This window comes from Streptomyces sp. NBC_01546 (assembly GCF_045208355.1).
Classification (GTDB): domain Bacteria; phylum Actinomycetota; class Actinomycetes; order Streptomycetales; family Streptomycetaceae; genus Streptomyces.
Map to the genome: position 1 here is coordinate 401331 of NZ_CP109380.1, position 21821 is coordinate 423151.

24 protein-coding genes and 2 pseudogenes are annotated in these 21821 nt (G+C 67.1%); 13 read left to right on the forward strand and 13 right to left on the reverse strand.

Translation table 11 applies throughout. The annotated features are described in order from the left end of the window. Positions 1-13 precede the first annotated feature (13 nt). Both OHA89_RS40560 and OHA89_RS40565 read left to right on the forward strand, forming a co-directional pair. Entirely contained in the window at positions 14-973 is a 960-nt protein-coding gene (locus OHA89_RS40560) for an ATP-binding cassette domain-containing protein (RefSeq protein ID WP_266616145.1), read from the forward strand. Then, positions 970-1755 (forward strand): ABC transporter permease, encoded by a 786-nt coding sequence (locus tag OHA89_RS40565; RefSeq protein WP_266616147.1) that lies wholly within the window; start codon positions 970-972, stop codon positions 1753-1755. Before OHA89_RS40560 ends, OHA89_RS40565 begins: the two co-directional genes overlap by 4 nt. Before the next feature lie 104 nt (positions 1756-1859). Here the strand turns inward: OHA89_RS40565 and OHA89_RS40570 are convergent, their stop codons facing one another. The 7 genes and pseudogenes from OHA89_RS40570 to OHA89_RS40600 form a co-directional block, all read right to left on the reverse strand. Next, positions 1860-2318 carry a hypothetical protein gene (locus tag OHA89_RS40570; RefSeq protein ID WP_266616149.1) on the reverse strand — a complete coding sequence of 153 codons (459 nt, stop codon included), beginning with the start codon at positions 2316-2318 and terminating at the stop codon, positions 1860-1862. Between the two features lie 148 nt (positions 2319-2466). Then, the gene (locus OHA89_RS40575; protein ID WP_266616151.1) at positions 2467-2688 is read right to left on the reverse strand and encodes a hypothetical protein; all 222 of its coding nucleotides are present in this window, start codon (positions 2686-2688) and stop codon (positions 2467-2469) included. A gap of 35 nt (positions 2689-2723) precedes the next feature. Then, positions 2724-3197 (reverse strand): annotated as a pseudogene (locus OHA89_RS40580) (ETEC_3214 domain-containing protein); the annotation flags it as partial. A gap of 26 nt (positions 3198-3223) precedes the next feature. Then, positions 3224-4381, reverse strand: a complete 1158-nt coding sequence (locus OHA89_RS40585; protein ID WP_266616153.1) for an MFS transporter — start codon at positions 4379-4381, stop codon at positions 3224-3226. Further along, positions 4378-5007 (reverse strand): HAD-IA family hydrolase, encoded by a 630-nt coding sequence (locus OHA89_RS40590; protein WP_266616155.1) that lies wholly within the window; start codon positions 5005-5007, stop codon positions 4378-4380. Before OHA89_RS40590 ends, OHA89_RS40585 begins: the two co-directional genes overlap by 4 nt. Continuing rightward, positions 4991-5884 carry an alpha/beta fold hydrolase gene (locus tag OHA89_RS40595; protein WP_266616156.1) on the reverse strand — a complete coding sequence of 298 codons (894 nt, stop codon included), beginning with the start codon at positions 5882-5884 and terminating at the stop codon, positions 4991-4993. Before OHA89_RS40595 ends, OHA89_RS40590 begins: the two co-directional genes overlap by 17 nt. Beyond that, positions 5877-6899, reverse strand: a complete 1023-nt coding sequence (locus tag OHA89_RS40600; protein ID WP_266616157.1) for a glycosyltransferase — start codon at positions 6897-6899, stop codon at positions 5877-5879. Before OHA89_RS40600 ends, OHA89_RS40595 begins: the two co-directional genes overlap by 8 nt. Before the next feature lie 240 nt (positions 6900-7139). Between OHA89_RS40600 and OHA89_RS40605 the strand changes: the two genes are divergently transcribed. Beyond that, complete coding sequence (locus OHA89_RS40605) at positions 7140-7535, forward strand: hypothetical protein (protein WP_266616159.1); 396 nt, start codon at positions 7140-7142, stop codon at positions 7533-7535. Between the two features lie 550 nt (positions 7536-8085). Here the strand turns inward: OHA89_RS40605 and OHA89_RS40610 are convergent. Together OHA89_RS40610 and OHA89_RS40615 are read right to left on the reverse strand one after the other, a co-directional pair. After that, positions 8086-8730, reverse strand: coding sequence for a 2'-5' RNA ligase family protein (locus tag OHA89_RS40610; RefSeq protein WP_331761984.1), 645 nt, complete (start codon positions 8728-8730; stop codon positions 8086-8088). A 258-nt stretch (positions 8731-8988) separates the two neighbouring features. Continuing rightward, positions 8989-9444 carry an RpiB/LacA/LacB family sugar-phosphate isomerase gene (locus OHA89_RS40615; protein ID WP_266616165.1) on the reverse strand — a complete coding sequence of 152 codons (456 nt, stop codon included), beginning with the start codon at positions 9442-9444 and terminating at the stop codon, positions 8989-8991. 302 nt (positions 9445-9746) lie between these two features. On the opposite strand from OHA89_RS40615, the gene OHA89_RS40620 reads away from it, so the two are divergent. Next, positions 9747-9872: a hypothetical protein gene (locus OHA89_RS40620; protein ID WP_331761988.1), complete on the forward strand. Its 126-nt coding sequence runs from the start codon at positions 9747-9749 to the stop codon at positions 9870-9872. A 25-nt stretch (positions 9873-9897) separates the two neighbouring features. Here the strand turns inward: OHA89_RS40620 and OHA89_RS40625 are convergent, their stop codons facing one another. Next, a complete protein-coding gene (locus OHA89_RS40625) occupies positions 9898-10413 on the reverse strand; it encodes a hypothetical protein (protein ID WP_331761990.1) in 516 nt (171 codons plus the stop codon). A 1310-nt stretch (positions 10414-11723) separates the two neighbouring features. Between OHA89_RS40625 and OHA89_RS40630 the strand changes: the two genes are divergently transcribed. After that, positions 11724-12170 (forward strand): hypothetical protein, encoded by a 447-nt coding sequence (locus OHA89_RS40630; protein WP_331761992.1) that lies wholly within the window; start codon positions 11724-11726, stop codon positions 12168-12170. Here the strand turns inward: OHA89_RS40630 and OHA89_RS40635 are convergent. Further along, positions 12134-13021, reverse strand: coding sequence for a BTAD domain-containing putative transcriptional regulator (locus tag OHA89_RS40635; protein ID WP_406368958.1), 888 nt, complete (start codon positions 13019-13021; stop codon positions 12134-12136). The genes OHA89_RS40630 and OHA89_RS40635 overlap by 37 nt on opposite strands. A gap of 145 nt (positions 13022-13166) precedes the next feature. On the opposite strand from OHA89_RS40635, the gene OHA89_RS40640 reads away from it, so the two are divergent. The 4 genes from OHA89_RS40640 (at position 13167) to OHA89_RS40655 (ending at position 16304) form a co-directional block, all read left to right on the forward strand. Further along, a complete protein-coding gene (locus OHA89_RS40640; protein ID WP_331761996.1) occupies positions 13167-13652 on the forward strand; it encodes a hypothetical protein in 486 nt (161 codons plus the stop codon). Between the two features lie 99 nt (positions 13653-13751). Further along, a complete protein-coding gene (locus OHA89_RS40645; RefSeq protein ID WP_406368960.1) occupies positions 13752-14900 on the forward strand; it encodes a peptidoglycan-binding protein in 1149 nt (382 codons plus the stop codon). Between the two features lie 92 nt (positions 14901-14992). After that, positions 14993-15415 (forward strand): hypothetical protein, encoded by a 423-nt coding sequence (locus OHA89_RS40650; RefSeq protein WP_331761999.1) that lies wholly within the window; start codon positions 14993-14995, stop codon positions 15413-15415. A 475-nt stretch (positions 15416-15890) separates the two neighbouring features. Next, positions 15891-16304, forward strand: coding sequence for a hypothetical protein (locus OHA89_RS40655; protein WP_331762000.1), 414 nt, complete (start codon positions 15891-15893; stop codon positions 16302-16304). Between the two features lie 523 nt (positions 16305-16827). Here the strand turns inward: OHA89_RS40655 and OHA89_RS40660 are convergent. Beyond that, a complete protein-coding gene (locus OHA89_RS40660) occupies positions 16828-17679 on the reverse strand; it encodes an IS5 family transposase (protein ID WP_331762002.1) in 852 nt (283 codons plus the stop codon). A gap of 68 nt (positions 17680-17747) precedes the next feature. Here OHA89_RS40660 and OHA89_RS40665 point away from each other — a divergent pair, with 68 nt between their 5' ends. The 4 genes and pseudogenes from OHA89_RS40665 to OHA89_RS40680 form a co-directional block, all read left to right on the forward strand. Next, positions 17748-18389, forward strand: coding sequence for a peptidoglycan-binding domain-containing protein (locus OHA89_RS40665; protein WP_331762004.1), 642 nt, complete (start codon positions 17748-17750; stop codon positions 18387-18389). Positions 18390-19271: 882 nt separating this feature from the next. Further along, complete coding sequence (locus OHA89_RS40670; RefSeq protein ID WP_331762006.1) at positions 19272-19574, forward strand: hypothetical protein; 303 nt, start codon at positions 19272-19274, stop codon at positions 19572-19574. Beyond that, on the forward strand, positions 19574-20242 hold the full coding sequence (locus tag OHA89_RS40675) for a helix-turn-helix transcriptional regulator (protein WP_331762008.1): 669 nt from the start codon (positions 19574-19576) through the stop codon (positions 20240-20242). The genes OHA89_RS40670 and OHA89_RS40675 overlap by 1 nt, the downstream gene beginning before the upstream one ends. A 55-nt stretch (positions 20243-20297) precedes the next feature. Then, positions 20298-20714: pseudogene (locus OHA89_RS40680) on the forward strand (DNA polymerase III subunit alpha); the annotation flags it as partial. 125 nt (positions 20715-20839) lie between these two features. Here OHA89_RS40680 and OHA89_RS40685 read toward each other — a convergent pair. Then, positions 20840-21121, reverse strand: a complete 282-nt coding sequence (locus OHA89_RS40685; RefSeq protein WP_406368964.1) for a hypothetical protein — start codon at positions 21119-21121, stop codon at positions 20840-20842. Positions 21122-21821 lie beyond the last annotated feature (700 nt).

Below are 21821 nucleotides of genomic sequence, written 5' to 3' on the forward strand. Positions count from 1 at the left end.
AGGAGCACCCCTCATGACCAACCTGGCCATCGCGGCGAACGGGCTGCGCAAGTCCTACGGCGACAAGGTCGTCCTCGACGGCATCGACCTGCACGTCCCGGCGGGCACGATCTTCTCCCTGCTCGGCCCGAACGGCGCCGGCAAGACCACCGCCGTCAAGATCCTCTCCACCCTCATCACCGCCGACGCCGGCGACCTGCGGGTCGCCGGCCACGACCTGACCGCCGACCCGCAGGCGGTCCGCGCCGCGATCGGCGTCACCGGCCAGTTCTCCGCCGTCGACGGCCTGATCACCGGCGAGGAGAACATGCTCCTCATGGCGGACCTGCACCACCTGTCGAAGCGTGAGGGGCGGCGGGTCGCCGCCGAGTTGCTGGAGCGCTTCGACCTCACCAAGGCGGCGAAGAAGCCCGCCTCCACCTACTCCGGCGGCATGAAGCGCCGCCTCGACATCGCCATGACCCTGGTCGGCAACCCGCGGATCATCTTCCTCGACGAGCCGACCACCGGCCTCGACCCCCGCTCCCGGCACACCATGTGGGGGATCATCCGCGAGCTCGTCTCCGACGGCGTCACCGTCTTCCTCACCACGCAGTACCTGGAGGAGGCCGACGAACTCGCCGACCGCATCGCCGTGCTCAACGACGGCAAGATCGCCGCCCAGGGCACCGCCGAGGAGCTCAAGCGGCTCATCCCCGGCGGCCACGTCCGGCTCCGCTTCGCCGACCCGGCCGCGTACCAGTCCGCCGCCTCCGCGCTGCGCGAGGTCACCCGGGACGACGAGGCACTGGCGCTGCAAATCCCCAGCGACGGCAGCCAGCTCCAACTGCGGTCCATCCTCGACCGGCTGGACTCGGCCGGCATCGAGGCCGACGAGCTGACCGTGCACACCCCCGACCTCGACGACGTGTTCTTCGCCCTGACCGGCGGGGGAACCACCATCCCCAACCAGCCCAAGGAGTCAGTCCGATGAGCTCCCTCTCCCTCGCCGTACGCGACTCGTCCACGATGCTGCGCCGCAACCTCCTGCACGCCCGGCGCTACCCGTCCCTCACCCTGAACCTGCTGCTCACGCCGATCATGCTGCTGTTGCTCTTCGTCTACATCTTCGGCGACGCGATGAGCGCGGGCATCGGCGGCGGCGACCGCTCCGAGTACATCGCCTACCTCGTGCCGGGCCTCCTGCTGATGACCATCGGCAGCACCACCATCGGCACCGCCGTGTCCGTCTCCAACGACATGACCGAGGGCATCATCGCCCGCTTCCGCACCATGGCGATCCACCGCGGCTCGGTGCTCATCGGGCACGTCATCGGCAGCGTGCTGCAGTCGATCGCCAGCGTGGTCCTCGTCGGCGCCGTCGCCGTCGCCATCGGCTTCCGATCCACGAACGCAACCGCCCTGGAGTGGCTCGCGGCCTTCGGACTGCTCGTACTCTTCGCCCTGGCGCTCACCTGGATCGCCGTCGGCATGGGCCTGATCAGCCCGAACGCCGAGGCCGCCAGCAACAACGCGATGCCGCTGATCTTCCTCCCGCTCATCTCCAGCGCCTTCGTCCCGGTCGACTCCATGCCGGGCTGGTTCCAGCCGATCGCCGAGTACCAGCCGTTCACCCCGGCCATCGAGACCCTGCGCGGGCTGCTGCTCGGCACCGAGATCGGCCACAACGGGTGGCTCGCGGTCGCCTGGTGCCTGGGCCTCGCGGTGCTCGGCTACTTCTGGTCGGCCGCGAAGTTCAACAGCGACCCGAAGTAACCGCTATGACAGCGCGGGCCGCCCAGGGGCGGCGTACTCCGACACCGCGTCGGGCGTACGCCGCCCCGTCGGCGTTCTAAGCCACCCGCCGGCAAGGCCCGCCGTCAGAACGACGCCGACGCAGAAGGCGACGCGGGGGCAGAGGAGGTACCGCCGTCCAGACACATCATCGACACGATGACCGGCGCCTGAATGCCCTGTGCCGGCTCCCCCGAGAAGCCGGACGTGACCGTCCAGTTGTTCTTCACGAGGGTGAGCGTCTCGCTGCCCATGTCGGGACCGGACTGCCAGCCATGTTCGGAACGGGCCCGCGCGAAGGCCGCCTTCAGGGCGGCGTCCACCGTCTCCGGCGCATGCCGTCCCGAGAGCCGTTCGCGGCACCTGCCCAGATAGGTCGAGGGTTCCCTCTCCACCGTGATGCCCTCTGCCGCCAGTATCGAGATCATCTCCGACACCACCGAGTCCGCAGGCAGCGGCGGACCCGAGAAACGCGGGGGCAGCGGGCCGAGATCCCGCAGCGGAAAAGCACAGGCCGTCGCCGTCGCGGTCATCAGCGCCGCCATGACCAGGGACGCCAGAGCTGCGCGCCTGTGTCGCCGTCGCACCATGGTGTCCGTCCTTTCTGTTCTCTGCCCGGCCGGCCAGTCTCCCATCCCGCTGATCTTGACGGACCACCGGCCATCCTCGGACGCTCGGGTCCACAGGCAGGTGCTACTCCGACAAGGCGGTCGAGTCCGGGCGCTGACGACGTACCTTCAGGCGCAGCACCGCGTGCCTGGCGTTCCGGCATCTCGCGGCCAGTGCGACGCGTGCGGGATGGCGGAGTTCGAGCAGCCGGACGCGGTCGTAGTCCGGCGCGATGCCGTACGGCAGCACGCTCGCCAGGTCGATCGTGGAGCCGACGACGAGGACGGAGTTGATCCGGGCCCCCATCCATCCCCGTCGCAGCCGATGGGCGCGTGAGCGGGGGAGCCGGCGTCACCCACTCCCACCCCCCAGTGCAGGTAGCCGCCGGGGTTGCCGAAGTAGTGCTGCTCGGCGTAGCCGAACCGACGTGCTCCCAGCGCAGGCCACGGCACAACGGCGTTCGGACCGGGGGCGGGCAGGGAGGCCAGCGGCGTTCTGCCGAGCGTGATGCGGTGGGGTCCGGCAGCCACGCGCGGACGGAAGAGACGACTGCGCGTGGTCAGGGAGTACATCAGCACTTCGTCGTCCTCGTTGCACCACGTGACCAGGTAGCCGAGTGTGCCCAGCGGCCACCGCCGGGTCAGTTCGACTGCCGAGGCTGGCCCGCCACCACCCTCTGTTCCTGATCGCGCTCTCCCGATGCCCAGACCCGCAGCCAGCTGCCGAAGCGGATCGTGCCGGGAAGGGAAGCCCCGGTGCAGTGTGGCCGATCCGACCCCGGTGTACCGGGCGATCCCATGGCCCTCCGACCCCACTCAGGAGAAACCCCGAAGCGACACTCTCAACGTTGTTCGAGCAGTTTTCGCTGTCGCCCCGCGTCGGCTGTCGTACCGATCCATGCGGCAAGGACATAGGGGCCGGTCAACGCGAGGAGCGCGGCGAGCACCGCGGGAAGTGCCAGAGCGGTGGGCAGGGATGTGGAGGCTGCGATGTAGGCGATGGCGGCCGGGCCCACCAGGCTGCCGCTGTAGCTGAGTGTGGTGATCGTCGAGAGCTGGCCGGGCGTCCCGTGGCCGGCGGTGCTGGCCAGGACAGGCCAGATGAGCGCCATCCCGGCACCGGCCAGTGCCCATCCTGTATAGGCGCCGAGCGCGCCTATGGTGGACGAGGAGATCACGAGCAGCAGTCCCGTCGCGGTGGCGAGCCCCGCGGTCCGGAGCGTCACGCTCGGACCCAGGCGGGAGCGGAGGAGGTCGCCCGCAAAGCGGACCACCGTCATAGCCGCGAGAAAGGCCGTATAGGTCAAGGACGCCACAGCCGGCGTGACATCGAGAACCCGACGGGCATGGACACCGGCCCAGTCGGTAGCGGCTCCTTCGGTAAGAAACGCGGCCGCGCCCAGCAGCCCCATTGCCACCACCAGCAGGGGACTGCGGCGAGCGGTGGTGCCCGACTCGGCGGGACGCGGGCCGGGCGGCCTGGCCCGGAAGGTGAGAACGCCCATGAAAGCGGCCAAAACGAGCCCGCTGAAGGCCAGCACAGCCTCCACCCCGACACCGGCCTGCAGGGCGGCAGCGACGGCGAGGCCGCCGCCCACCGCGCCGACGGTCCACATGGCGTGCAGCCGGGACATGGCCGGCTGCTGGTGGACATGCTCGGCAGCAGCAGCGTGCAGCGTCAACACGACATTGAGGCCGCCCAGGAGCAGCCCGAGGACCCCGGCCGCGACCGTCAGCGCCCAGTAGCCGTCCGCGACGGCCGGGCCGGCGAGGGCCAGTGCGGCGGCGGGAGCAGTCCACGCGAGCAGCGGCCGTGCGGCCAGGCGCCCGGCCGCGGTCATGCCCGCCATCGCGGAGAGCCCCATGGCCAGCAGCATCCCGCCCAGCCTGCCCTCACCCAAGTCCAGGCGGGCGTCCAGGGCGGGCAGGCACGCCCCCCACTGGGCGCTGACCACACCGGTGAGCAGGTAAATCAGCCGCAACTGCGCGAAGTCGGTCACCGTACGACTCGTAGAGTGTCCAGGCCGGTAATCAGGTGGTCGCCCAGGCGGGGCCGGACGGACGGCACGGGACGCATCTCGATGGTAGTCATCCCGGCCGCCGCACCGGCGTCGAGCCCCGCCGCCGCGTCCTCCAGCACCACGCACCGGCCGGCCGCTACGCCCAGGCGGCGGGCCGCCTGAAGATAACCCTGCGGGTCGGGCTTTCCGGTCGTCACGTCATCGGCGGTTACCAGTACCTCGGGTACCGGCAGGCCCGCGGCCTTGAGACGGGCTCTGGCCACCGCGCGCCGTCCGGAGGTCACCACCGCCCAGGGCCCGGCATCCGCCAGGAGGCTCCTGGCCCCCGGGGACGCCGAGATGCCCGCGGTGTCCTCGACCTCACGGACCAGCAGCCGGGCCTCCTCCGCGGACGAGTCCAAGCCGGGCGCCACCAGTTCTATCAATTCCCGGGTGGTACGGCCGCCCGACAGTTCAAGCACTGTCGCGGGATCCAGCCCGTGCTCCAACGACCAGTCGCGCAGATGGCGCTCGATCGTGGGCAGGGAATCGACCAGCACTCCGTCCATGTCGAACAGCAGCGCGTCGCAGGACAGACGGATGTCGGGTTCACCGGACAGCAGCATGGGGGAGGAGTCCTTCTTCAGTGGGACGGGTGTGACCGAGGATCTCGCTGATGACCGGGGCCCAGTCTCTGGGGTCTAGACCATGACCACCCAGGGGCAGGGTCATCATCTTCGCGCCCCGAATCTCCCGGGCAAGGGCCAGGCCGTGTTCCAGCGGGAGGAGCCGGTCGTGTGCGCCGTGGACGACCAGCGTGGGTACCCGAATCTCGGGCAAACGCGTCCGCCAAGGAGTGACAGGCTCCACGTAGTAGTGATTGGTCAGGCTGGACTCGATGTTCCCTGCCCGCCCGACCACCCTGCGCGCCCGGTCCCGGGAGGAGTGCTCGTCGAAGTCCCGCTCCGATCCGGCGTGCAGCCGGTCCAGGAACACGATGTAGTCCGCGACCGAGCCTTGGTCCGACCACTGCGGCCAGGGCGCGTTGTGCAGTTCGACCTGGGTCTTGAGCGGTGTGGGCGGCAAGGTCGGGCGTTCGGGATCCGCGTCGCCCGGACTGCTGGACATGAGCGTCAGCGATGCCACACGGCCGGGATGGGCGAGCGCCACCAGCTGGCTGACGGCTCCGCCTTGGGACAGCCCGACCAGATGAGCCTCCCTGACACCGAAAGCGTCCAGAATGCCGATCGCGTCCGAGGCCAGATCATGCAGGTCGTAGTCCGGTGAGCCCGGCGGGCAGGTGGTCGAACGCCCGGTGTCCCGTCCGTCGTAGCGCAGTACGCGCCGCCGCCCGGCCGCCAGCCGGATACAGAACTCCCGGTCCCAGGCGAGCATGCACGCACCCGTGCCGGAGACCAGGAGGACCACAGGATCCCCCTCCTCACCGAACGCCTCCACGAACAGTTCGGTACCGGGGAGACGGACAGTCGCTGTCTCACGCATGGACGCTCCTCCTTGCCACGTCCTGAAGGAGCTGCGTGTACGCGGCGGCCTCGGCAGGGAGGCCGTGCCTGCTGTCGATCATCCGGCGGGCGTTGCCCGCCAAGGTGGCCGCGAGCGAACGGTCCTCCAGCAGCCTCTGCGCTTGCTTTCTGAACTCGTCCGGACTGTGGAACAGCAAGCCGGTGATGCCGTCGGCCACCAGGCAGGTGTTGCCCGGAATATCTCGGGCAATGACCGGGGTGCCCAGATGCATGGCCTCCAGCACCGCGTTGGGGCTGCATTCGCTGATCGAAGTGTTCAGCACGGCGGTGGCCTCCCGCATCGCCGCGTGCAGGTCCCGGCGGTTCAGGGCGCCGGCGTAGTGAACTCCGCTGTGCCTGAGACATCGACGACGCAGGATCTCTTCGAACCCGTCGTAGGAGACGCCTGCTATGACCAGACGCACGCGGGGGTCCTCCCGATGCCACTCGTCCACGCATCCGGTCAGGAAGAGGGGGTCCTTCACCGGACGAAGCCCCGCCGGCAGGAGAAGGACCTTCGAATCGTCCGGCAAGCCGAGCCGGTTCTTCAGCGAGAAATCGGACGGGTCGGTGTCCACCGCCTGGGGAATCGAGTACAGCTTCCCGATGGTGTCCGGCCACAGGGCCAGGCAGCGCAGCACGAAGTCGTCGTTGAACGCCACCAATGCCTCCGCACCGGCCACCGCCTCGGTCATGACCGCGAAATGGGCGGGATCCAGGGAGAACTCGTTGAGATCGGTGCCGCCGAACACCACGATGTACGGGACGTTCAGGCTGTGCCGGATTTCACCCGCGGCCACAGCGTGGGTCACGATCGCCGCATCGAAGCTCAGCCCCCCGACCCCGTCGGCAAGGACCTCCGGGAGGGCACTGGCTTCCACCAGCCGCACTTCATGACCCACACTGGACAAATGAGCTGCAATCCGGCGGATCGTCGTGTCGTTTCCAGTTCCCGGAGCACTATCTGCGATTGCCGCAATAATCATCGCTCGCATGACCTTTCGTCAGAAACAGGGCTCGCGACGGCGTCAGAGAGGAGCCCCTACACCGTGCCCCGGCAGGCCCCTGCGGGCGGGTGCGGGGCGGACGGTGCCTCCACGTGCGGTTCGAGCACGGGCGCGGACATGGGCCAGCCTCCAAAGGACATGGCGAACAGGTTCCCGACACTGTCCCGCCCGCCCCTAGAGAGCCCACTGAGCCGGACCTGAGGCTCCGCCCGCCCCACGCCCCCCAAGATGTGGGCAGCGCTGAGCGCCGCCGTGAACTCGTTCTGCCTGGGCCTGTTCCCGACCGCGCCGGCCTTCACCACCCGGACGTACGTACGCCCCGTCCACAACCACCGCCGGAAAGACGGGCACCACCCCGCCGTCCCCGCCGCCGTGATCCCCATCGCCCGGATCGCCCTGAACGAGGTCACCGCCCCGCTGACCCTCCTGGACGGCGCGATCCGCCCGGCCGGGACCGCCGTCTCCCACCGCCGAAGCAGCCCGGCAGAGCGCTGCCGTCCTCGCCCTCGTACGGAGGATCCCGCGGCCCTGCTCGCCGCCAGGACGGCCGGCACCCCCGGCTGCGTGGAGACATCCTGGCGATGCACACCGCCGCCCGCGCCTTCGAAGCCCGCTGGGGCCTGACCCCGATGTCACCTTTGGACCGCACGGCGCGCCGCCGTCCGGTCACCGGAGAGGCGGAGAAGGCGGCCCGCCGCGGCCGCGCTCGCCCGCGGCGACGCCGGATTTCCTCGAGCGCCTTCGCGACGCGGGCCTGCGCGTGCTCGAGCGCCGCGGCGACGACGGTGTGCTCATCGGGTACGCGGTCGCGCTGCCCGGCGACCGCGCCGACGGCGGCACGCGCCCGGTCTGGTTCCCGGGTTCGAAACTCGTGCCGTAGGTGGCGACGCTGCAGCGGGCGGGTTTGGGGGATGGGGGGGGGCGGCGCGTCGCGGGTATGACGCGTATGGGAAGCGCCCCGCATCGCAACGCGTGCTGGGAGGGGATCACAAGCGGATCCCGGTACGCGTGGATCTTGAAGGCTCGGCGGTGTGTCCGTGGGTGACGTGGTTCGTCGATGTCGCGTCGAAGGTGGTTGCCGGGGCGGCGGTCACTCCGCATCAGCCGGCCAGGGACGCGGTGCCGGCCGCGGGCTGTGGTCGCGGCCAGGGGCGAGGGACTGGCGCACGGGTGTTCACGGCCCGTCCGGGACGCCGAGCGGCGCGGTGAACCGCGACTGCCAGCCTTCCTCCGTCAGCACCACCAGCTGGACCGCCGCCGCACGGGTGCGCAGGGGCAGCAGGCTGCCGATCGCAGCGCGGACATGGGCGGCAGCCGTCGGGTCGTCCGCGCCCATGGCGACCGTGACATGGGCGGCGGGCCGCGCCCCGAAGCGGCCTCTGTACGGGCGCAACCCGGGCCACTGGGCGCGGAACGCATCGACGATCGGCTGGAGTCCCGGAACGGTGACGGCGACGAAGCCGGGCGCCGTCACGACCTCCGCCAAGAGCAGATCAGCTGCCGGAGAACTCGCCGCCAGGGAACGCACGCCCTTCTCGTCCTGACCTGTCAGCGCCGATTCCGGCACGAACGGGTAGAGGAGCGAGACGTGCGCCGGCACCCCACGACGCACGAGAGCCGGGTCGATACGCCACGCCGCATCGAGGAGCGGGGCGGCATCGGGCAAGACACTGACGACGGCAGTGGTCCCTGGCTCTGGCACGCCGTCATCATCGCAGGCCAGTCCGCTACTGCGCCCATTGCACTCCGAGGTGGCGAGGGCGGCGAGTTGGGCGTGGTCGAGGCGGTCGCGGCCGGCGCGGTGGCTGGTGATCCACACGCCCGCACGGTGCCCGCTTCCGTCCGGGGGACGTGCTCGATGCGGCCTCGTCCGGCGATGCCGCCCTCGCGTGTGGCTCGATTCACGGGTTTGGGTTCTGACTCACTTTCCGTGGTGCGGTCGCGCTGAGTAACCGGTTGGGGCTAGGAGCCCTGGATGGCCAGGCTCGCCGACGGCACTCCCGCGACGAGGGACGTGAGCGGACTGGATCGCGGTGCCGGAAGCGAACCACCCACCCGCCGACGTGACTGCCTTCGTTCAGGGTGTGGTTCTGGTGTTGTCGAGCCGTTCGATGCGCGCCATGTTTTCCCGGTCCTCGGGGTCCGTGCTCGCCTCGGCGGCGAACCAGGCGTCGAGGATCTCCCTGAGCAGCGGTTCCGAGGTGAGGCGCAGGCTGAGGGCGAGTACGTTGGCGTCATTCCAGCGGCGCGCCCCGTCCGCGGTGTAGGCGTCGGTGCACAGGGCCGCGCGTACGCCGGGCACCTTGTTCGCGGCGATCGACGCGCCGGTACCGGTCCAGCAGCACACGACGGCCTGGTCGGCGTTCCCGGCGGCGACCTCGCGGGCCGCCGCCTGCGAGCAGGCGGCCCACTGCGGATCGTCGCCGGGGCTCAGTGCCCCGTACGTCACCACGTCGTGTCCGCGGTCGCGCAGTTGCCCGAGGAGGGCGCGAGCCACGGGTTCGTCCATGTCCGAGGACACGCAGATCCGCATGCCCGAAGACTAACCGGCCGTGGAACGGACGGTCGCCGCGAGTCCCGCAATGAGCGCCTCGGTGTTGCCCCGGTTGACCGCGTGCAACTGGCCGGGCGCCCAGGTGCCCTCGCCGGCTCCAGCCCACAGGCCGGCGACCCGGGGCGTAGCGGTCAGATACAGCGGGCGGTCGGCCGGAACCGCGGCAGTGTCATGGATTGCCGCCCACGCTTGCCCCATGGCCCCGACGTCCGGCGTGATTGATAGGCGCCACGGGCTTGTTCCCGCGAACGCCCGACCTTCGCCGTGGGGTCGAGCCACCGGTGGGACCTGCTCACGCCAACGCTGGCCGCCTTGGCGCCGTCGTCGTCACCGGCACCGACCGGACCGAGGTCGAAGCCCGGGCGGATCACCTCCTCGCGCGGGTCCGCATCGACGTGGAGGCCTGACCCACAGACGAAAAGGGGGCACCGCTCAGGCTGAGACCACATCAGGCGCCCCATGTGGCCAAGACTCTTCGGTAGGTCGCAGCAGTCCGAGTTCGCGTGCGGCCCTCATATCGGCGTACGCGTGGGTCCGTCCCACGTGTGTGGCTGGACGGACCAGCGTTGTGATCACGCGCCGCGTCGACCAGTCGGTGGGTGCCTCCCCCACGATCTCCGCAGTCTTCTTGATCCGGGGCAGGTAGATCGACCACCACTTTGGTCCGCAGCGGCGGCGTAGCTCCTCCAACAGCGCGACCTGGTCCCTGTCTGTCGATCCTGTGAGCATCGTGATGCCTGGCGACCAGCCGTCGACTACCCATTTCCAGCCGTGCGATGTCTGTTCGAAAGCGACGTCCGGCATCGTCGCCAGTGCGAGGGGCAGGGCGAGCTTGCGGGCGGAGGCCCGGACACGATCCTTTTCTACGCCGGAGGAGAGGCCAGTGACGGAGATGGCATTGTCCGGCTCGATGAACCCACCCTGATCGATGGTCACCGCGATGCACATCTCGATCTCCGTGACCGCGCACCACAAGCTGATGCGAAACCGGGGAGGAAACAGCCGGCCCGCGACTGGTACCAGCGCTTCCTCGTACCAGGGTTCACTGTCTCGCCCAGGGCCCCATGAATCCATGCCCTTCCGGTCCGGAGAATCAATTTCGAAAAAGTGGACAACCGGTGAGCAGCGGACATGCGGTATCTGTTCGAATCTCTCGCGATCGGCTGCCCGCCCCGGACGGACCGTCAGGCATGCTGAGACACTTTCGCGGTGCTGCTCATGGGGTGGCCCGAGAACGCCGGCCACCGAGGGCACGTCCGCAGGCTCCCTGCGGATGGGTCAAGAAATGGGGAGCTGACCACGCCTTGCCAGCGGACGAGTCCGCCGGGGAGACTCACCGCTTCCGCGGCGGGTGACGCTGGCCCGAACACGTCTGTTGGAGCTCACGCCGCCAGCAACCCGATTGCGCAGCCCGAGTCCCTAGTTGGCCCACGAAGAGTGGCGCCCACTACGCCCTCCAGGTTGGCTGGGCAGAGACATTGAGCCACGCCGCGTGTTAGCGGCATCGGAAGAGGAGACCGCCGATGGGAACGAGCACACCGAACGAGCGTCAGTCTCTGGCGCAGGTACTCTCGCAGGTCCACACACCTGACTCATTCGCTCGTGCTCTCAGTGCAGGAATTCTTCGGGACGCGATCCAGAAGTTCCAGGAGGGTGAAACCGAAAGCGTGGAGTTCAACGCCAAGATCGTCGTGTCTCCTCGGGAGGTTGCGGCGCGGCGCCCTCCCGGCAGAGGAGGCGAGTGCTGGTGCCTCTGCATCGATGGCTGGTGCATCTGTATCTGCAAGATTGAGCTCTAGCAAGATTGCGTCGCCGAGATCTAGAAGCCGTTGGTACCGATCAAGGAGCTTGGCGATCGAACGGGAGTCTCGATTGGGTGATCGCGGGCCGGTCGGCGCATAGCGGCAGGGCCTCCTGAGCAGCTCGTCGGGTGCGAATCCAAGGAGCTACAGCAGGAGGCTCTGTTGCCGCAGTTGTACGCGAGCAGCCCGCAGAGTCCAACGTGTGATTGCCTCGCGCACGTGTACGGGAACGCGGCCGACCGTGGTGAGCGTGTGCGGCGGTATCCGTCAGACAGGACGGACGCCGAGTGGGCCGAGTGCCACCCCGGCAGCATTCGCCAAGGACCTGAGTGACTACGACAAGCTCAAGAAGAAGCACACCAAGCTGGTCAGAAACTGCGCTGAAAGGGGTCCGGGTCCGGCAGCAGTCGGGCCCGGACCCTGCCCCACCCGCCCCGTGACGTCCTGGAGGCGTTCATGCTGCCGGTGCTGACCTACGAACCCCTCGACCCCGCCACCGTGAACAACCCGTACCCGGTGCTGGCCGCGCTGCGGGAGCAGGCCCCGGTGTCCTGGCACGACGGCATGTCCTCGTGGCTGGTCACCCGGTACGCCGACTGCACGGCCGTCCTCCGTGATCACACCATCTTCGCCCGCGACCGGCGCCGCACCGGGGCCACCGTGCCCGCGGCGAGCCTGAGCGTGCAGTCCCTGGACCCGCCACACCAGGCCGGAGTGCGGTCGCTCTTCATGAACGCCCTGCGCGCCCAGGACCTGCCCGCCCTGGAGGCCCGCGCCCGCGACCGCGCCGCCCGGCCAAAATGCGCCACCCGGGGACGCGAACGGAGCATCGTCACCGACGGCCTCGGACGGCTGCTCCGTACTGGTCACGGCCGTGCGTGTGCAGGACTTCGCAGACCCTGAAGCAGGTCGGTCATCTGCGGCGACGGGCCAACCCCGAGCTCCCGGCGAAGGTAGACCTCGTAGTGCTGGTAACACCGGACCGCGCTGGCGACGTTGCCTTCGGAGAGATGGATCTGGATGACGATGCGGTGGGCGCTCTCCCGAATCGGGTCGATCGCGGCGGCCGCCAGCGCAGCTTGGAGGGCGGGCAGGTACCGGTGCACGGACAGGAGCCGCTGGGCCAGGCCCTCAAGGGCGTACAGACGTACTTGCTTCCAGCGTTCGCGTTCCAGACGCAGCCACTCGTCAGGCCAGCCCGGCAACAGCTCCCGGGTGAACTCGTTGATGAGCGTCTCGCTGTCAGCGGACGGCGGTGCGAGCTTGTCGACGATCTGGTGGGCCGAGTCGCGTATCGACAGCACATCGACCTGCACCAAAGGCGACAGCCGCAAGCGCTGCCCGATGCAGTCGATCAGGGTGACACAGCAAGCGCGCCGCGCCTGGCACAGCGCCGAGCGCAGGTTGGCCGCCGCGCGGTGGCACGGTAGATCGGGCCACAGCTGCTCGGCCGCAGCGCTGCGGTGGACACCGTCGGGGCTGAGGCTGAGGAACGCCAGCAGCCGCTGGGCTCCAAGAGGTGTGTGCACGCTGCTACGGCCACAGGTCAGCTCGAAGGCGCCCAACAGTTCGAGCGATACCTCGTTCGAAGACTGGTTCCCTGACACATCCACCACTGTGCAGGTGGCATGTGCCATGCGCATCCGGTTCGACCACGCATCGTCGCAGATGACGATGTGGCAGAGGGCAGACTCATCCCCCTTTTCAGCGTCCCCTTCAGCCGCCGCTTCCTGCGACGACGACGTGCCGTTCATGCACGTACAACGCTTGCTCAACGCTTTTCGCAGCATCCGACTCACGTCGCCTGAACAGCGGCAGTGGATGCTCGTGGGTGGACGCGTTCCAGGGTTCCCTCTCTAGGGGGTCCGTGGACCGAACCGTGCTCCATGAGGACGCAGCGTGCCTCAGACCTTGCGACTCGTCTGGAAGGCACATCCCCTCGTGGGCGCCAGTGCAGAAAGCGACCGCAAGATGACCGACACGCGCCTGGAATCGTCGAAAGACGCAGATGCCTACCTTGGGTACAAGGCTGTAGCCGAGATCGCGAGCAAGGCTATTGCGGATGGGGTCGAGGACATTTTTCGAAAGCTCAGGGACCCGGATGTCTTCCGTGCGGAATTCATGGGAATCGCGGATTCTGTAGGTGTTTCGCTGGATTCTGCGGATGATGTGATGTCCTTTGGTGAGGCATTTCGGAAGCTGGCCACCGGTGTCGCCGGGGAGATCAGGTGGATGAACAACTCCGGGATTCCCGAGCGCGACGATGCGTACGGGGAATCAGCCACCCCGGCCCAGCCGGATCTCGCAGTATCCGATGGACCCGTCGCTGTGGGTCTGCAAGCGCACGCGGCGGCACTCGTATTTGGCTTCCGCTTCACCGCCTAGGTGGTCGACACCCCGGTTTGGCATCACGTTTGCCATTTTTCTGGGGCCAGCTGCGGCGCTGTGCGGCCACAGGCGAAACTTCCACAATCACCCCCTCGGATGGAGGAGATCATGCGTTGGGCAGAGGTCGACGACATGGAGGCGGGCGATGTGATCAGCATCCTCGCCATAGATCACGTCTTCTACGAGAGCGTGATGCGCACGGGGGGAAGTGTCTCTTGGAACAATCAGAATCCTGGGAACATCGTGCGTTCAGGCGAAGCCGAGAGTTACGGAGCGTATACCGGAAAGGCCAATGACATTTTCGCGATATTTCCGAGTGAGGCGACGGGTTTCGCGGCCATACGGAAGTTCCTCTTGAAACGCAGAGACAAGACGATCCGTCAAATGATGGACATCTATGCGCCACTCGGTCACGGTCCGAACAATCCGGAGGAGTATGCACGGCAGATTGCCGAGGCTCTTGGTGTGAATGTGAACGTCACGGTCGCGGAGTTGAATGACGGGCAACTGGAAATATTCGCGAAGAAGATCAGGCAAATAGAAGGATGGGCGTCGGGAGTGGCGTACAGTCCGGAAACCCTGCCCAAGGACGTCGTCGACTGGCTGACAGAATACCCCACCCGGGCCGAGCGCAAGGCGGCCGACCAGCCATTGGCCAAGAAGGGGAGCGTGTCCGAAGGAATCAAGAACATCCAGCGAATCCTGAACGACCTCGGCTGGACTCCCGCGCTTGTGGTTGACGGCAACTTCGGCCCGAAGACAGAATCGGCAGTGAAGTGGTTCCAGTGGAACAACGGCCTCGTTGCGGATGGGATAGTCGGGAACAAGACCTGGCGAAAATTGACGGCTTCCACGGCACTGGCAGCAGCTGAAGAAACTGACTACACGGGGTTCCGGACCGTCGTCGACGTGGTGAGCAACGAACTCTCGAACGCGATTGCCGAGATCCTTCGAAAGCTCAAGGATCCGCACTCCTTCGAGACAACAGTCAGGTATCTGGCGGACCGCCAAGGTGTTTCGCACACGGTTGACGACGCGGGCAGTCTCTACGACGCATTCTGGAATACGGTGACCGGCCTTCAGACCGAGATCAGCTGGTCGAATGCTGTAGGGGTTCCTGAGCGTTCCAAGTCGTATGTGGAACAGATCAAGCCCGTGCCGGCGGACACCCCCTTGCCTGATGGCCATGGCTCAAGCAGGTGGTGGGGTAGGGAACTTGCCATCAGTGTGGCCACGGTTTTCTGACAGGCAGTGTCAACGCGGCAGCGCCGGGCCGGGTCATGCGGCACCGCGGAGTCCTGCGGCGGATACAGCCCGAGACAACTCAGAAAGGAGTCGTGAGATGGGTACTGCAACCCAAGAGCCAGTACCGACAGAACCGGCCGCCGCTGACTATGCCGGGTTCGACTGTTGTCGACATTGTGAACAATGGGTTCAAGGATGCGCTCGCAGAGATCCTGCGGAGGCTCGCTGACCCGCATTCATTCGGAGAACAGGTCAGGTATCTGGCGGACCGCCAGGGTGTTCCGCGGGAGGCCGTCGATGACTCGAGGGCCCTCTTCGATGCATTCTGGAGGACGACCACCGGTGTCACGGCGGGGACCAACTGGATGAATGCCGCAGGGGTTCCCGAGCGTTCCAGGTCGTATGTGGAGCAAATCAAGCCCCTGCCGGCGGACATCCCTACGCTCGATGGCCACGACGCAAGCAGGTGGGCTTTCGGCCTCAACCTTCCCCTCACTACGTTCATGGTCTTCTGATCGCAGGGCCGACGTGGCACCGTCGGGTGGGGGGCATGCAGCACCGCGGATCCGCGTATTCACCTACTGCCTCGGCTGCCGAGCACGTCAAGTACTGCCAGGAGCGCGTCGGAGCCCTCTGGCCGGACGAGCGCGCAAAGCTTGTGCCGATGCCGAGTTGACCAATGGTCATCTGCTGCGCGCCCGGGGACGGCCGAGCTTGGATGATGGCGATGAGATGTGAATAGAGCGGCGGATCAGCTCGAGACAAGGGACGAGGTCACCCCGCGCCGTCGATGCGAGAAGATCGGCGGAGTCCTCTTGAGGGCGTTCGTACGCACGAGACCCTTAAGGAAATTCTCTCAAGTTGCTTCACCAAGACGCCGTGTGACGTTGTTTCATTCTCTGATCTAGTGTCACTTCGAGGTGCTGTTTCGCCGCCCTGGAGGTAAACTCGTTCGAAGAGGGGGAAACCGACTCGGAAAGGAGCCGTGAGATGGGTACTGCAACCCAAATGCCAGTGCCGACAGAACCGGCCGGCGTTGACTATGCCGGGTTCACGACTGTTGTCGACATCGTGAACAATGGGTTCAAGGATGCGCTCGCAGAGATCCTGCGGAAGCTCGGGGACCCGAATTCTTTCGGAGAACAGGTCAGGTATCTGGCGGACCGCCAGGGTGTTCCGCGGGAGGCCGTGGATGACTCGAGGGCCCTCTTCGATGCATTCTGGAGGACGACCACCGGTGTCACGGCGGGGATCAACTGGATGAATGCCGCAGGGGTTCCCGAGCGTTCCAGGTCGTACGTGGAGCAAATCAAGCCCATGCCGGCGAATACCCCTTCGTCTGATGGTCATCTCGGGATCCTGTGGGGCTTCAGCCTTCCGTTCGGCATCAGTTTCCACACCTGAGTGACCGGACCTGCCTGCCCTCGGTGTCGCGGCCCGGCCTACACAGGCCGGGCCGCGACACCGCAGTGTTCGCGACCGGGCCAGGCGGTCTTGGTGGCGGGTGAGGGGCTGCCGGCCTTTCTTCGCGCTGGTGGTCGTCTGATATTGCTCCTGCGGTGATCGTCATGGTCGAGGGGTGAGTGCCCCCGGTCAGTAGGCGGCCAGTGCGGTCATGTGGTCGGGGTGGTGGGCGGCGGCGTCGTGGGCGGCTTGGACGAAGGCGGCGACGGCCGCAGATCGGCGAGGCCGCGGTTCGGACTCGCAGCGGCATGCGGTGAACGGACAGCCTCCCAGCGATCACGGTCTCACCAGCCATGGGTGGTCATGGCCGGCCAGGCGGCTCAGGCTGCGGCGGTCGGCTGGAGCGAGGAGGGCCGCCCATTCCGCTTTGCCGAGGATGTCCTGGAGCATTGGGTCGGCTGGGGACGAGAACAATGAATCCTGACATTCACAGAGAGCTGCTTAGAGGGCATCTGATCAACGTTCATATGGTTGTGAACGGGATGTCCGTTTCGATTCGCCAGGTTGGTGACGATTCTCCGGTGAGCTCACGGCTCATTTTGTTAGCCATGGCCCAGTGGATCATCGTGCGGGATCTCTGAGGTAGGGCTTCGTAGTCACGTGCCAGGCGGCGGTGCTGCATCAGCCAGCCGAAGGTCCGCTCGATCACCCACCGCTTGGGCAGCGGCCGGAAGCCCTTCACGCGCGGTCGCTGCACTACCTGAACATCGATCCCGAGGCCGGCGCCGTGCTGGATCACGCTGGTCTGGTAGCCGCCGTCGGCCCACACCCTGGTCACGCTCGGATGGGCCGCTGCCAACTCGGTCAGAGCCTGCTTGCCGCCGACGGAGTCGTGGACCGAGGCGGCGGTGACGAGGACTGTCAGGACCAGTCCGAGGGTCTCGGTGATCAGGTGACGTTTGCGTCCTTTGATCTTCTTGCCGGCATCGATGCCCTGACTGGCTTCGGAGACATTGCTCGAGGTCTTCACGCTCTGCGCGTCCACCACGGCTGCGGACGGCTCGGCGCTTCGAGCGTTCGCCCGGCGGGTCCGGTCACGCAAGAGGTCATGGACCAGCTCGGTTGTTCCGTCCGCCTCCCACTTGGCGAAGTAGTCGTAGACGGTCTTGAACGGCGGGAAGTCGTGGGGCAGGTACTCCCACGGAATACCGGTGCGGTTGACGTACAGGATCGCGTTCACGATCTCTCGCAGGTCGTGCACCCGCGCTGCGGTACCGGGCCCTGATCTTGCGGCCCGCCAGGCGACGAACACCGGCTCGATCAAGGCCCAGCGGGCATCCGAGACGTCACTGCGATACGCACGCCGAGCACTCATACCCCAGGCAACGACCACCGGCGCGTGCAGTCACAAGAACATCCCAAAACACCAACTACCTAGATCAGATGCCCTCTAAGGCGCCTCACCAGCACAGCAGCACCCCATCCGCGGCCCCAGCGGGCAAGCCCAAGAGCCGCAACAGTGCCCGGGCGTACGTCATCGCGGCCGTCACCGCGGCGCTCGTTTTCGGGGGCGCGGCCGGGCTGATAGCCACCACCGCCGATCCCGGCGACAAAGAAGCCAAGAACCCCGGACAGAACACCTCCGCCGAGCCGCCAGCCGCGCCCGAGGCCGAGCCGCCAAACGGGAAGAACAACGCGACGAGCAGCGGCCGACCCAGCACCGCGCCCAAGGGCACGCCCTCGTCCTCCAAGTCCGGCAGCACGGCCGCCACGCCCGGCGCGTCCCGGCCGTCCGGCACGACGCCGGCCTCGACGACCGGGGCGGCGGGCGCGGCGAACTGCAAGTTCAACTGGGACCGCACCCAGACCATGGCCAAGGGCATGGTCGGATCCAAGGTCAAGCAGATCCAGTGCCTGCTCAACTCCAACTACGGCCAGTCCCTCACCGTCGACGGCAACTTCGGCGCCGATACGGAAGCCGCGGTCAAGACGGTTCAGGCCTGCACTGGCCTCACGGCCGACGGACAAGTCGGCATGGCCACCTGGTCCTACCTCGACCACCCCAAGGCGGCCTGCGGCCACTGAACGACCGGGGAGGCACCCAAATTCGGGTGACTCCCCGGTCGCGTCCGAGGTGACGCCCCTGAGCGGGGCGAGCTCTGTGATTCGGCAGGCGGGCGCTCAGCGTTAGCGAGCCGGTGAGCTGTGCCGAATCACGCAGCACCTGCCGCCTGAAATTGCGGGCGGCTGCTGGCCGCCCAGGACGCCGGAGCCGCCGAGGCCGAGCTCCAAGCGCTCGCGGCCCAAGGGCTCCAGGAGACGTTTTCAAGGACGGTGGTACCCGCGCCCAGGGGCTGCTGGTGGAGCTCACTGACATCGACTACATCGACGTGAGCCTCTGATCGGGGGCCGTGCCGAACGAGAAGAGCCCGCGTCCGGAGACGCGGGCTCTTCTCGCACAGTGATGTGCGTCACAAAAGAGGAGCCGGATCTGCTGCGAACAGACGGCTCAGCAACCGTCCGGGCTAGGGAGCGGCTTCGGACCCAACTATCGCCCCGGGACTGCGATTAGCTCACCTCTGCCGGACGGCCTCGGACACCCCCGGACGGCATCCCGGCCAGCTCACCGATGAAACCGGCCCCGACGTCGGGTTGCACCACAAGATCACTGCATGTGCTGCGGACGGCTGCGGACGCTCTCGGACACCCCTACGGACAGTGCCGGACGCCTTCGGAGACCCGGACATGTGCACAGGCTGTTTGACTCCTGTCGCCACGTCAGTTCGGCTGATGGAAGGACGCATTCCTTTTCTCTTGAGCAAACTCACGCCCCAGAAAGCGGCATTGTGAACGAATCGATCGGCGAGGCATGATCGAGGAGCGGTCGCCGATCGGCCGCAGGGGCCTGCGAAGCCCCTTGCATCACCCCGTCCGGGCTATCAATGCAACGTCAGGAGCGGCTTCTCCATGTTTTGGCTTCCCGTACCGGGAGGCGGCTGGGTCCTCCAGCCGACCGACCCGGTACTCCAGGGCTGCGTCATCACCGCCGGCACCCACCGCGGGTTCGGCTTCAAGAGTTCCGTCCGCACGATCGTCGCCGTCGTCGCGGCCCTCGCGATGCTGTGGCTGTGCGCGTACGGCCACACCATCGAGGTTGTCGGCGCCGTGCTCGCCGCCGTGCTCATCGAGCCGACCGCGAACACCATCAAGCACACCGTGCACGCCCTCGGCAGGGCGCTCCGCCCTGCCCGGTCCGGCGGTGAGTCCTGATGGCTGAATTGGGAGACCTGGGCACTCAGCCCCTGCATGCCCTTCGCCTGAAGAGAAGCGTCTCCCGGGCGGAGGTCGCGGAGAAGTCCGACGTGCCGGAGGCGACGCTGCAGCGATGGGAGTCCGGGGTCGGCCACCCGAGGCGGGAAGTCCTCGCCAGGGTGCTTACGGCGCTGGATGCGACTGCGTCGGAGACGTACCAGGTTCTCGAGTACTTCCGTCGCCCGTCGCGGGACAGGGAGAGCCTCGCCTCGATCCGCCAAACCAGGCAGGAAAATACCCAGGTCAATCTCGGGGCGGTTCGTATCGAGCGGCCGGTCGACCGGATCGTGGCGATCCTGCCTGCGTCCCAGTCCGGCAGGCCCGATCCGACGCCGATCACCACGCCGGTCGAGCTCGCCGAGGCGCTCAACGCGGTGCACATCTGGGCTGGTACCCCGTCGCTCCGCACGCTGCAGGACGCCAGCAACGGGATCCTGCGCCGCGCCACGATCAGCGACATGCTGAACACCAAGAAGGTCGAGGAGACGCAGAGGATCCCCGACCTGGACCGGTGCATCGCCTTCGTGAAGCTGTGCGGGATCCGGGACGTCGAGGAGTGGGTGTCCGCGTGGCGCCGCCTCAAGGCCCGTCAGCGTCCGCAGGCCGGGGGCTGGCTCAAGGTCTGACCGGAGCGCGGGAGAGCGGCTGCTCGCGGGCACCACTGCGCGGGGTCGTCACCACATCGGTGGCGGCCCCGCGTCGCTGTATCCAGAGCCCGCACCTGAAGTCCACGGACGGGATGTACGCCATCGACTCCTCGGACTCATCTCGATGGGCTTCCCCGGCTACTTCCTCGTGGTCGCCGACTTCATCATGTGGGCCAAGAACCAGGGCATCGCGGTGGGCCCGGGCCGAGGCTCCGCGGCCGGCTCGATCGTCGCGTACGCCATGGGCATCACCGACCTCGACCCGCTCACCCACGGCCTGATCTTCGAGCGCTTCCTGAACCCCGAGCGCGTCTCCATGCCCGATGTCGACATCGACTTCGACGAGCGTCGGCGCGTCGAGGTGATCCGGTACGTGACCGACAAGTACGGCGCCGACAAGGTCGCCATGATCGGCACGTACGGGCACCAGAACGCGATCAAGGTCAGCGCATCGGCGGCGTCACCGATTGGATGCTGACTGACCTGCTCACCTCGGTCTAGGACGACAAGGAGGTCTTCGACTCCGACGACGACACTCTGCGCGGACGACCTCCTGGTCGAGTCCGTCGGCATCGACTACGCGGACATCATCTTCTCGATCCGGGACTTCAAGGAGTACCAGTCGCGGACGCCCTTCCTCAGCACGAGGCGCAGTGCGGAGTGGTGATCCAGAACATCTACCAGCGCACCGTCGAGCGGTACAGGAAGGGCCAGATCGAGACCCCCAAGCAGTTGCTCGCCGACCGTCGTGGAGATCGGCCTCTGACCGCTGCCAAGGTTCTCCTCGAGCGCGGCCTGGTGACCGCGGGTTGCAAGCCGAAACTCAGGTCTCTGCTGGGTGGGCTGCTGCGCGATCACGACAACAGCCGGATGAGGCGGAAGTGAGGGGGCGCCGACCCTGATTCGAACTGCCAATCGAAATGGGGAACTTTCATTCGATTTAGCAGTCAAGGTGCGTTGTACAGGCAGGTGACCTCGATCACAGATGACACTTCGTGTGAGAGGCGGACCGCTGGTTGTTCACAGATGGCGTTCGGCGGGGAGCGGGTCGGGATGAACAGGGCGAAGCGCTTGTTTCGCGAGAGAGTCCCCATGGAACGTTTTAGGCCCCCCGCCGAAGCGGGGGGCCTTCAAGGTGCACTCAGGCCATGAGATGCCTCTTGTACGCGGCCAGTTGGAGCTGAACCGCGTCCCCATGGTGGCGTGCCACGAGGGGTCATGTATCGCGATTCGCGGCTTGCGGGGCAGGTCGTCACGCAAGCCTGAAGAACCACAACAACTTAACAATACCTCTGAACTGGGGTTTTGCCTCCGGGGAGTCGTCTGTTGTGGTCAATTTTGTCGGCTTCTTCGTTACTCCGAAGGCCTGATGGCCGTCAAAAGACGGGCTGCCCGTCGGGAATGTCCCGGGCCGTCCTCTACCAGATCGGGGTTCTTCATGCCGTAAGCGAGACCCGCGTGTCGTGGTGAGGCGGGTTGTTCACGAGTTCACAACCTCGTGAGCGGAGGTTGCAGCCGGTGTCCCGCGGAGGACGCCATGGGGCAGACTGATTACCGC